This window comes from Intrasporangium sp., assembly GCF_036566125.1.
Lineage (GTDB): Bacteria > Actinomycetota > Actinomycetes > Actinomycetales > Dermatophilaceae > Intrasporangium.
On record NZ_DATCWX010000311.1, the window covers coordinates 1 to 11,567 of the forward strand.

General features: G+C 69.3%; 7 protein-coding genes and 1 pseudogene. 6 read left to right on the forward strand and 2 right to left on the reverse strand.

Features of this window, described 5'->3' with window-relative positions:
- Nucleotides 1–83 precede the first annotated feature (83 nt).
- Nucleotides 84–1,454 (reverse strand): FAD-binding oxidoreductase, encoded by a 1,371-nt coding sequence (locus tag VIR15_RS18835; RefSeq protein ID WP_331930579.1) that lies wholly within the window; start codon nucleotides 1,452–1,454, stop codon nucleotides 84–86.
- 113 nt (nucleotides 1,455–1,567) lie between these two features.
- On the opposite strand from VIR15_RS18835, the gene VIR15_RS18840 reads away from it, so the two are divergent.
- Nucleotides 1,568–2,401, forward strand: a complete 834-nt coding sequence (locus VIR15_RS18840; RefSeq protein ID WP_331930581.1) for a hypothetical protein — start codon at nucleotides 1,568–1,570, stop codon at nucleotides 2,399–2,401.
- Between the two features lie 3 nt (nucleotides 2,402–2,404).
- On the opposite strand, the gene VIR15_RS18845 is transcribed toward VIR15_RS18840, so the two are convergent.
- Complete coding sequence (locus VIR15_RS18845) at nucleotides 2,405–3,022, reverse strand: LysE/ArgO family amino acid transporter (RefSeq protein WP_331930583.1); 618 nt, start codon at nucleotides 3,020–3,022, stop codon at nucleotides 2,405–2,407.
- 70 nt (nucleotides 3,023–3,092) lie between these two features.
- Here VIR15_RS18845 and VIR15_RS18850 point away from each other — a divergent pair, with 70 nt between their 5' ends.
- The 5 genes and pseudogenes from VIR15_RS18850 to VIR15_RS18870 all read left to right on the forward strand — a co-directional run.
- Complete coding sequence (locus tag VIR15_RS18850; RefSeq protein WP_331930585.1) at nucleotides 3,093–3,962, forward strand: LysR family transcriptional regulator ArgP; 870 nt, start codon at nucleotides 3,093–3,095, stop codon at nucleotides 3,960–3,962.
- Nucleotides 3,963–4,025: 63 nt separating this feature from the next.
- On the forward strand, nucleotides 4,026–4,982 hold the full coding sequence (locus tag VIR15_RS18855; RefSeq protein ID WP_331930587.1) for a nitrilase-related carbon-nitrogen hydrolase: 957 nt from the start codon (nucleotides 4,026–4,028) through the stop codon (nucleotides 4,980–4,982).
- Nucleotides 4,983–4,992: 10 nt separating this feature from the next.
- Nucleotides 4,993–6,015, forward strand: a complete 1,023-nt coding sequence (locus VIR15_RS18860) for an agmatine deiminase family protein (protein WP_331930589.1) — start codon at nucleotides 4,993–4,995, stop codon at nucleotides 6,013–6,015.
- A 433-nt stretch (nucleotides 6,016–6,448) separates the two neighbouring features.
- Nucleotides 6,449–9,931, forward strand: coding sequence for a DNA-directed RNA polymerase subunit beta (gene rpoB, locus VIR15_RS18865; protein WP_414654983.1), 3,483 nt, complete (start codon nucleotides 6,449–6,451; stop codon nucleotides 9,929–9,931).
- Nucleotides 9,932–10,051: 120 nt separating this feature from the next.
- A pseudogene (locus VIR15_RS18870) lies at nucleotides 10,052–11,567 on the forward strand (DNA-directed RNA polymerase subunit beta'); the annotation flags it as partial.

Consider the following 11,567-nt stretch of genomic DNA (forward strand, 5'->3'; position numbering starts at 1 on the left):
TGCAGCCGCCCTGACCGGTCGACAAGCGGGTGTGTTGCGCCGGGGGTGTGGGGTGGGCGCCCGTGTGTCGAACCGGGGACGGCTCAGATGGCGGCGCCGGGGTTGAGGATGCCCTGCGGGTCGAGGGCGTGCTTGATGCGCCGGGTCAGGGCCATGACGTCCGGCCCCAGCTGGTCCTCCAAGGCGGCGCGCTTGAGCCGGCCGACACCGTGCTCGCCCGTGATCGTCCCGCCGAGCCGGATCGCCAGGTGCATCACCTCGCTGAAGGCGATGCTGGCACGCTCCTTCGCAGCCTCGTCGCCGCGGGGATAGACGATGATCGGGTGGGTGTTGCCGTCGCCGGCGTGGGCCACAACCGGGATCTGCACGTCGTTGGCCTCGGCGATCGTGTCGATGCCCGCCAGCAGCTCCGGCAGGAGCGGGATCGGCACGCCGACGTCCTCGAGCATGAGGGAGCCGAGCTTCTCGATCGCGGGGAAGGCCGCCCGCCGGGCCGCCGCGAACAGCTCTCCCTCGGCCGGGTCGTCGGTGACGAGGCACTCCACGGCGCCCTGCTCCTCACATGCGGCCCGGATCACCTCGATCTCCTCGGCGCGCGCGGCACCTGGTGCGTCGGACTGGGCGAGCAGGAGCGCACCGGCGCCGCGGTCGAGCCCCATCGCCTGGTAGTCCTCGACCGCGTTGATCGAGGCGTTGTCCATGAGCTCGAGCATTGACGGCCGCACCTGCCTGCCGATCTCGACGACGGCGCGGGCGGAGGCCGCCACGGTGGGGAAGAACGCGACCAGCGTCGCTGCCGGAGGGCGTGCCGGGAGCAGGCGCAGGATGGCCCGGGTGACGACGCCGAGCGTGCCCTCGCTGCCGACGAACAGCTTGAGGAGCGGCAGCCCGGCGACGTCCTTGATCCGGTGGCCACCGAGGCGCAGGAGCGTGCCGTCCGCGAGCACCACGTCGAGCCCGAGGACGTAGTCGGTCGTCACGCCGTACTTGACACAACACAGCCCACCCGCGTTGGTCGCGACGTTGCCGCCGATGGAGCAGATCTCGAAGGATGACGGGTCGGGTGGATACCACAGCCCGTGCTCGGCGGCGGCCTGCTTGACGTCGGCGTTGAAGGCGCCCGGCTCGACGGTGGCCGTCCGCGTCGCCGGATCGATCTCGATCGCGCGCATCCGCTCCATCGACAGGACGACGCACCCGTCCACCGCGCACGACCCGCCGGAGAGGCCACTGCCCGCTCCCCGGGGCACGACCGGCACCGCGTGCGCCGACGCCCATCGCAACGTTGCCACGACGTCGTCCGCGCGTTGGGCGCGCACCAGGCCCAGCGGCATACCGGCTGCTTCTGACTGCGTCCAGTCGCGTCGATAGTTCTCGACGGTCGCCGGGTTTGTCGTCAGGGCGCCCTCGGAGAGGGCCGTTGCGAGGGAGGCGAGATCCCGTGCGGACGTCACGTGGCCACGGTAACCGCATTGGCCGTATGCCGCTGTGCCGGCTTCCGCTCGCAGGCGCGGAGCGTGCGCGCGCAGTCGCCACGCGGGCAGCGGGCGCCGGTAGGTTTGCGGGCATGGATTCACCAGCAGTCGCCGCGACTCCACCAGCGCAGGTCGGCAAGTACGGGCCGCTCGTGCACATCGCCCGCTTCGACGGTGCCCCCGAGGAGCTCTCCTGGCAGCTGCCGGTCAACGGCGAGCTGTACCGACTGTTGCCGGGGCCGGACCGGCCCGACTACTCGCTCATGCTGTTGCGGCGACCGTTGCACTTCTACCCGACGGAGGGCGTCGACGGCTTCGACATGGAGCGGGTCGATCCGGAGCAGCGCATCCCCGACCGCAAGGGCCGGCCGATGGTTCGCGTTCATGCGCTCGTCGTGTGCGCCCGCTTCGTGGGGCAGCAGCTCCAGCCGGGGATGGCCGACCTGCCGGTCCACATCGCCTACGTCATCGACAACTCCCTCGCGCGCGACGAGCGCATCGACTTCGCGAAGGTCGAGTTCGCGGGAGCGGGGTTCCTGTCGGAGGGCCACGTAGAGCGGCGGCCGAGCGCGTCGCAGCGGCCGGGTCCGGAGGGTTCGCCGGAGACGAACGGGCGGGAGGTGGACGCGGGGCCCGGGGCGGACGTGGCGCGTGAGGCGTCGACCATCCTGCGGCGCGGGATCGAGGAGCGGCGCGGGAAGCCCGTGGACCAGCTGTCAGCGACCTTCAGCCTCGGGGAGGGCCACCGGGTCACCGGCCTCACGGGCAACGCCGACGGGGAGGCTCCCGAGCCCACGGCGGAGACCTTCGCGCGGCTCAACGAGGTCTTCGCCCGTTTCGGCGACCATAAGGCGACTGCTGACGTCCGGGCCGTGCGCATTCGCGTCGGCCAGGGACTCGACGAGATCGAGCTCGACCGGGGTTGAGGCTCAGAGGGCGGTCGGGCGGGCCAGGGCGACGGCAAGGACGACGAGCTGGACCGCGATGACGGCGTCGACGACCCGCCAGGCCGCGGGCCTGGTGAGGAACCTGCCGAGACGCGCCGCCCCGAAGCCGATGAGCGGGAACCAGATGGCGCTCGCGAGCATCGCGCCGGCTCCGAACGACCATCGACCGGGATCTCCGTAGGCGACGGCGAGCGAACCGATGAGGACCATCGTGTCGAGGTAGACGTGCGGGTTGAGCCACGTCAGCCCGACCGCGCCGAGAACGGCCCGACGGGGTGAACGCTCGGCCGCGCCGTCCGCGGCGAGGGCGGAGGGCCTGGCTGCGCGCCGTAATGCGAGGGCGGCATAGCCGACGAGAAACACGACGCCGAGCCACCGGACCGCCTCGAGCGCCCACGGTGCGCGGGCTGTGACCGCGCCGATGCCGGCGACGCCCGCAAGGATGAGCACCGCGTCCGAGATCAGGCACACGAGCACGACCGGTAGCACCCACCGTCGGGCAAGCCCGGTCCGCAGGACGAACGCGTTCTGCGCGCCGATGGCGACGATGAGGCTGGCCCCTGTGCCGAAGCCGGCGAGTGCGGGGGAGAGGGCGGTCACACGGCGACGCTAGGCGACGCGGCGGTCCTGAGACCAGCGAAGGTTTCTGAAGCATCATTAGCATCACTTCATGGATCTCGACCAAGTCCGGGCCTTCGTCGCCGTGGTCGACCACGGGACGTTCGACGCAGCCGCCCGCGCCCTCCACGTGACGCCGTCGGCGATCAGCCAGCGCATCAAGTCGCTCGAGACCGCCGCCGGGGCGGTCCTCGTGCAGCGGACGAAGCCGGTACGGCCCACCGAGAGGGGACTCGCTCTCCTCCGGCAGGCCAGACAGCTGCTGCACGTCGCCGACGAGGCGATGCGGCAGCTGCGCGCCCCCGACCTGTCGGAGCGCGGCCGGATCCGCGTCCCCATCGTCGTCAATGCCGACTCGATCGCGACCTGGTTCGCGGACGCGGTGACGACGATCGGTACGGCCGGCGAGGTCGAGCTCGAGGTCCGTCGGGACGACGAGCACGTGACCGCAGACCTGCTGCGCTCCGGCGACGTCATGGCCGCGGTGACGACCGAGCCACGCCCCGTCCAGGGATGCTCCGCCAGGCGCCTCGGCGCCATGACCTACCGGGCCAGGGCGGCGCGGTCGTTCGTCCGCCGCTGGTTCAGCGACGGTGTCGACCGCGTCGCCCTGGCCGCGGCCCCGGTCGTCCAGTTCGACCGGAAGGACCGCATGCAGATCGGACTGGCCGAGCGGCTCGGGATCACCCAGCCACTGCCACAGACGTTCGTCCCGGACTCCACGCAGTTCGTCGCCGCGGTGCGGGCAGGGGTGGGCTGGGGCATGGTCCCTGACCTGCAGGATCCGGGCGATGACCTCGTCCTGCTCGACCCCACCTGGACGGCCGAGGTGACCCTCCACTGGCAGGTCTGGCGGGTCGGCTCCGAAGCCCTCGACGCGGTCACGACCGCCGTCGTCTCTGCGGCCGCGGGCATCAGGTGAACGGCGAGGACCGGAGCTGTCCCCATGGCCATGTCGCGGCGCGGGTGGGCCATACTGCCGTGCGTGAAGCTCATCCAGGCCACCGCTGTCCCTGAGTCCCTCGCCCGAGTCGCCGAGCCGGCGAACCCACCCGTCCGCGTCGCGCTCGTCCAGCACGCTTGGATCGATGACCCGGCTGCCCTCGTGGAGACGCTCCGCGACGGGATCCGGACGGCGGCCGAGGCAGGGGCCAAGGTCGTCTTCCTCCCAGAGCTGACCCTCTCGCGCTACCCGGCCGACACGGTGCCGGAGGGGACCCCCAGCGACATCGCCGAAGACCTCGAAACCGGCCGGACGGTGACCTTCGCCCGTGACGCGGCCCGGGACCACGGCGTCCACGTGCACGCCTCCCTGTACGAACGCGCCGACCAGGGGGACGGGCTCGGTTTCAACACAGCGGTCATCGTCGCCCCCTCCGGCGAGATCGTGGCGCGGACACGCAAGACCCACATCCCCGTGACGGCGGGCTACTACGAGGACAAGTACTTCCGGCCGGGGCCGGCGGAGGACGCCTATCCGGTGGTGGACCTTCGCGAGCCGGACGTGCGGGTCGGTCTGCCCACGTGCTGGGACGAGTGGTTCCCGGAGGTCGCCCGGCTCTACTCCCTCGAGGGAGCGCAGCTGCTGTGCTACCCCACGGCGATCGGCTCCGAGCCCGATCATCCGGAGTTCGACACCCAGCCCCTGTGGCAGCAGGTCATCGTCGGCAACGGCATCGCGAACGGCCTGTTCATGGTCGTCCCGAACCGGTACGGGACCGAGGGCCTGATCACCTTCTACGGGTCGTCGTTCATCTCGGACCCCTACGGGCGGATCCTCGTCCAGGCCCCCCGCGACGAGGCGGCCGTGCTGGTCGCCGACCTCGACCTGGCGCAGCGGCAGGACTGGCTGGACCTCTTCCCGTTCCTGTCGACGCGGCGGCCCGACTCCTACGGGGCGCTCGTCGAGCCGATTCGCGCCGAGCACCAGCGCAGCGTGTGAGGGGCGTGCCGTGACCGTCTGGACGATGCCGTCGGAAACCGCTCCGCACGAGTGCACGTGGATGGCCTGGCCGAGCCAGGGCTACACGCTCGGTGACACCGATGAGGAGGTGGGGAAGGCGCGCCACACCTGGGCCGCGGTGGCGAACGCCGTGGTCGAGTTCGAACCGGTCCGGATGGTGGTCGTGCCGGCTGACGAGGCCGTCGCGAAGCGGTACCTCCACCCCGACGTCGAGCTGGTCCCCGCGGCACTCGACGACGCGTGGATGAGAGACATCGGACCGACCTTCGTCCTGGGCGACGACGGACGGCTCGGCGCGGTCGACTGGGTCTTCAACGGGTGGGGCGCTCAGTCATGGGCGTCGTGGGAGCACGACTCGAGGATCGGCGCGTTCGTTGCGGCGCAGACGCCCGCCGAGCTCATCCCCTCGCCGCTGGTCAACGAAGGCGGCGGCATCCACGTCGACGGCCTCGGGACCGTGCTCCTCACCGAGACAGTGCAGCTCGACCCAGGGCGCAACCCGTCCCTGACCAAGGCGGACGTGGAGGCGGAGCTCGCCCGGACCATCGGGGCGACGCACGCGATCTGGCTGCCGAGGGGACTGACCCGGGACTACGACGAGTTCGGCACCCGGGGACACGTCGACATCGTGGCGACCATCCCGTCCCCCGGGGTGATCCTGTTGCACGACCAGGAGGATCCCGCCCATCCCGACCACGCCGTCTCGAGGGAGCTGCGCCAGCTGCTGTCTGACGTGCGCGATGCGCGAGGCGAGCGGTTCGACGTCGTTGGCGTGCCGGCCCCGAAGACCCTGGCCGACGACGGCGGCCCGGTCGACTGGTCCTACCTCAACCACCTCGTCGTGAACGACGCCGTCATCGCCTGCACGTTCGACGATCCGCAGGATGATCGGGCGCTGGGGGTGCTTTCCGACGCCTACCCCGGCCGGCGCGTGGTCGGCGTCGACGCCCGGCCGCTGTTCGACCGGGGCGGAGGGGTCCACTGCATCACGCAGCAGCAGCCCGCCATCTGACGCCACAACCTCGCCGGGCCGAAGTTGTGGTGGAAGGGAAGGGGCACTTGGCGAGGGGCCCCTGGGAGCCGGCTCAGCGGCATACGACACGGTCTCGTCGAGTGGCACGAAGGACCGTTCTGGGCGGCGCGACACTCCTACTGGCGGGAAAGGCTTGACGTGGCGCGCGTACGGGTCCATATTCGTCGCGTTCCTTCGAGGGACTCCCGGTCCGGGAGGTGTTGAGGTCTTCGATCTTCGCCTCTTGACCCGGCTGGACACTCCTGTCCTTTCACGGTAGGCTAGGCCTTTGCGCTGCCCATGCCCGCTCAACACGTCCCCTCAGTCGCGTCCGTCGCCGTGCCGCCCGCACGGATCACGCCGCTGAGTCCCGTGCGCGGAGCCATGCACAGTGCGCATGAAGAACACGAAAAGGCCCGTGGAAGGACCCTCCTTGGCTGCCGCGCGTACTGCGACGAACATGTCCACCGCACAGACTCCCTCCGGGCGTCTGTCCTTCGCGAAGATTCGCGAACCCCTCGAGGTCCCCGACCTCCTGGCCCTTCAGACGGAGAGCTTCGACTGGCTGCTCGGCAACGAGCGCTGGCAGGCTCGCGTCGCCGCGGCCAAGGCCGAGGGCCGCACCGATGTCCCTGACCGTTCCGGCCTCGAGGAGATCTTCGAGGAGATCTCCCCGATCGAGGACTTCAGCGGCTCCATGTCGCTGTCGTTCCGCGATCACCGCTTCGAGGAGACCCGCAAGTCGATCGAGTCGTGCAAGGAGCGCGACCAGACCTACGACGCGCCCCTCTTCGTCACCGCCGAGTTCATGAACGCCCAGACGGGTGAGATCAAGAGCCAGACGGTGTTCATGGGTGACTTCCCGCTCATGACCGAGCGCGGCACCTTCATCATCAACGGCACCGAGCGTGTCGTCGTCTCGCAGCTCGTCCGCAGCCCCGGCGTGTACTTCGAGCGCACGCCCGACAAGACGTCCGACAAGGACATCTACACGGCCAAGATCATCCCCAGCCGTGGCGCCTGGCTCGAGTTCGAGATCGACAAGCGCGACATGGTCGGCGTCCGCGTCGACCGCAAGCGCAAGCAGTCCGTCACGGTGCTGCTCAAGGCCCTCGGCTGGACCGAGGCCCAGATCCTCGAGGAGTTCGGCGACTTCGAGTCGATGCGCCTGACGCTCGAGAAGGACCACACCCAGGGCCAGGACGACGCGCTGCTCGACATCTACCGCAAGCTGCGCCCGGGTGAGCCCCCGACGAAGGAGGCCGCGCAGACCCTCCTCGACAACCTCTACTTCAACTCGAAGCGCTACGACCTGGCCAAGGTCGGTCGCTACAAGGTGAACAAGAAGCTCGGCCTCGACGGCTCGATCAACGACTCGACCCTGTCGGTCGACGACATCGTCGCGACCATCAAGTTCATCGTCAACCTCCACGACGGCCAGACGTCGATGAAGGGCGTCAAGGGCGGCGCCGAGATCGACGTGCCCGTCGAGGTCGACGACATCGACCACTTCGGCAACCGTCGCATCCGGTCGGTCGGCGAGCTGATCCAGAACCAGGTCCGCACCGGCCTGTCCCGCATGGAGCGCGTCGTCCGCGAGCGCATGACGACGCAGGACGTCGAGGCCATCACGCCGCAGACGCTGATCAACATCCGGCCCGTCGTCGCCTCCATCAAGGAGTTCTTCGGCACGAGCCAGCTGTCGCAGTTCATGGACCAGAACAACCCGCTCGCGGGTCTGACCCACAAGCGTCGCCTCAACGCGCTCGGCCCGGGCGGTATCTCCCGTGACCGCGCCCAGATGGAGGTCCGCGACGTCCACCACTCGCACTACGGCCGGATGTGCCCGATCGAGACGCCGGAAGGCCCGAACATCGGTCTCATCGGCTCGCTCGCGAGTTTCGGGCGGATCAACGCGTTCGGCTTCATCGAGACGCCGTACCGCAAGGTGACGGGCGGGGTCGTGACCGACGAGGTGCATTACCTGTCGGCCGACGAGGAGGACAAGTTCGTCGTCGCCCAGGCCAACGCCGCCGTGGACGACAAGGGCCGCTTCGTCGACGACCGGGTCCTCGTCCGGACCAAGGGCGGCGAGGTCGAGCTCATCCCCGGTGACGACGTCGACTACATGGACGTCTCGCCGCGCCAGATGGTGTCGGCCGCGACGGCGATGATCCCCTTCCTCGAGCACGACGACGCCAACCGGGCCCTCATGGGCGCCAACATGCAGCGTCAGGCGGTCCCGCTCGTCAAGAGCGAAGCCCCGCTCGTCGGAACCGGCATGGAGTTCCGCGCCGCGCTCGACTCGGGCGACGTCGTCCGGGCCGACAAGGCCGGTGTCGTGCAGGAGGTGTCCGCCGACCTGGTCACCATCGCCAACGACGACGGCACGTACCAGACCTACCGGGTCGCCAAGTTCGACCGGTCCAACCAGGGCACGAGCTACAACCAGGTGGTCCGCGTCGACGAGGGGCAGCGTCTCGAGGCCGGTGCGGTCATCGCCGACGGTCCCGCGACCGACGGCGGCGAGATGGCGCTCGGGCGCAACCTGCTCGTCGCGTTCATGTCGTGGGAGGGCCACAACTACGAGGACGCGATCATCCTGTCCCAGCGGCTCGTCCAGGACGACGTCCTGTCCTCGATCCACATCGAGGAGCACGAGGTCGACGCCCGGGACACCAAGCTCGGCCCGGAGGAGATCACGCGGGACATCCCGAACGTCTCCGAGGACGTCCTCGCCGACCTCGACGAGCGCGGCATCATCCGCGTCGGCGCCGAGGTCCGCGACGGCGACCTCCTCGTCGGCAAGGTCACGCCCAAGGGTGAGACCGAGCTGACGCCGGAGGAGCGGCTGCTCCGCGCGATCTTCGGCGAGAAGGCGCGCGAGGTCCGCGACACGTCCCTCAAGGTCCCGCACGGCGAGACCGGCACGGTCATCGGCGTCAAGGAGTTCCGCGCCGACATGGGCGACGACCTCCCGCCGGGGGTCAACCAGCTCGTCCGCGTCTACGTCGCGAACAAGCGCAAGATCACCGATGGTGACAAGCTCGCCGGCCGGCACGGCAACAAGGGCGTCATCAGCAAGATCCTGCCGGTCGAGGACATGCCGTTCCTCGAGGACGGCACGCCGGTCGACGTCATCCTCAACCCGCACGGCGTGCCGCGACGGATGAACCTCGGTCAGATCCTCGAGCTGCACCTCGGCTGGGCTGCGAGCCGCGGCTGGGAGGTCGAGGGCAAGCCCGCGTGGGCGAAGGAGCTCCCGGCCGACGCGCACCAAGCCCCGGCCGGCACCCGGATCGCGACCCCCGTCTTCGACGGTGCGTCCGAGGACGTCGTCATGGGCCTGCTCGACTCGACCCACCCGACGCGCGACGGCGTGCGACTCGTCGACGGCACGGGCAAGACCCGCCTGTTCGACGGTCGCTCCGGCGAGCCGTTCCCGGAGCCGGTCGCGGTCGGCTACATGTACATCCTCAAGCTGCACCACCTCGTCGACGACAAGATCCACGCTCGCTCGACGGGTCCCTACTCGATGATCACCCAGCAGCCGCTCGGCGGTAAGGCCCAGTTCGGTGGCCAGCGCTTCGGTGAGATGGAGGTCTGGGCGCTCGAGGCGTACGGCGCGGCCTACACGCTCCAGGAGCTGCTGACGATCAAGTCGGACGACGTCCCTGGGCGGGTCAAGGTCTACGAGGCGATCGTCAAGGGCGAGAACATCCCCGACTCGGGCATCCCGGAGTCGTTCAAGGTCCTCCTCAAGGAGATGCAGTCCCTGTGTCTCAACGTCGAGGTCCTGAACTCCGAGGGCACGACCATCGAGATGAAGGAGTCCGATGAAGAGGTCTTCCGTGCAGCGGAGGAGCTCGGCATCGACCTGAGCCGGCGCGAGCCGTCCAGCGTTGAAGAGGTCTGAAAGGCCCCACGCGACTGCGGCACGTATGCCGCTGAGCCAGCTCAGCGGCATACGTGACCGAAGTCTTTGACACCCACTCAGACCAAAAGACTTAACGAGAGTTACGAGAGAAGGAACCACGTGCTCGACGTCAACTTCTTCGACGAGCTGCGCATTGGCCTCGCTACCGCGGAGGACATCCGCCAGTGGAGCCACGGCGAGGTCAAGAAGCCCGAGACCATCAACTACCGCACCCTCAAGCCGGAGAAGGAGGGCCTCTTCTGCGAGCGCATCTTCGGCCCCACCCGGGACTGGGAGTGCAACTGCGGCAAGTACAAGCGGGTCCGCTTCAAGGGCATCATCTGTGAGCGCTGTGGCGTCGAGGTCACCCGCGCCAAGGTGCGCCGCGAGCGGATGGGCCACATCGAGCTCGCCGCGCCCGTCACCCACATCTGGTACTTCAAGGGCGTCCCGTCGCGCCTCGGGTACCTGCTCGACCTGGCCCCGAAGGACCTCGAGAAGGTCATCTACTTCGCGGCCTACATGATCACGCACGTCGACGAGGAGCAGCGGCACGCCGACCTGCCCTCGCTCGAGGCGCAGATCCAGGTCGAGAAGAAGGAGATCGAGAACCGCCGCGACGCCGACGTCGAGGCCCGCGCCCAGAAGCTCGAGCAGGACATCGCCGCGCTCGAGGCCGAGGGGGCCAAGGCCGACGCCAAGCGGAAGGTCCGCGACTCCGCCGAGCGCGAGATGAACGCCATCCGGCGCCGCGCCGACCAGCAGGTCGAGCGGCTCGAGCAGGTCTGGGACCGGTTCAAGAACCTCAAGGTCCAGGACCTCGAGGGCGACGAGATCCTCTACCGCGAGATGCGTGACCGCTTCGGCCTCTACTTCGAGGGCGGCATGGGCGCTGCGGCGATCCAGAAGCGGCTCGAGTCCTTCGACCTCGACGCCGAGGCCGACTCGCTCCAGGAGATCATCGCGACCGGCAAGGGCCAGAAGAAGACCCGCGCCATCAAGCGGCTCAAGGTCGTCTCCGCTTTCCAGACGACGACGAACCGGCCGAGCGGCATGGTCCTCGACGCGATCCCGGTCATCCCGCCGGACCTGCGCCCGATGGTGCAGCTCGACGGTGGCCGCTTCGCGACCTCGGACCTGAACGACCTCTACCGTCGCGTCATCAACCGGAACAACCGCCTCAAGCGCCTGCTCGACCTCGGCGCCCCCGAGATCATCGTCAACAACGAGAAGCGGATGCTCCAGGAGGCCGTTGACTCGCTGTTTGACAACGGCCGTCGCGGTCGCCCCGTCACGGGCCCCGGCAACCGTCCGCTGAAGTCGCTGTCCGACATGCTCAAGGGCAAGCAGGGCCGCTTCCGCCAGAACCTGCTCGGCAAGCGTGTCGACTACTCGGGCCGTTCGGTCATCGTCGTCGGCCCGCAGCTCAAGCTGCACCAGTGCGGCCTGCCCAAGCAGATGGCGCTCGAGCTGTTCAAGCCGTTCGTGATGAAGCGCCTCGTCGACCTCGAGCTGGCGCAGAACATCAAGACCGCCAAGCGGATGGTCGAGCGGCGCCGCCCGCAGGTGTGGGACGTCCTCGAGGACGTTATCAAGGAGCACCCGGTGCTGTTGAACCGGGCCCCGACGCTCCACC

Excerpts from the sequence above, each read along its gene's own strand:
- VIR15_RS18840 (WP_331930581.1), top strand. The coding sequence starts at position 1,568 with ATGGATTCACCAGCAGTCGCCGCGACTCCACCAGCGCAGGTCGGCAAG.
- VIR15_RS18850 (WP_331930585.1), top strand. The coding sequence starts at position 3,093 with ATGGATCTCGACCAAGTCCGGGCCTTCGTCGCCGTGGTCGACCACGGG.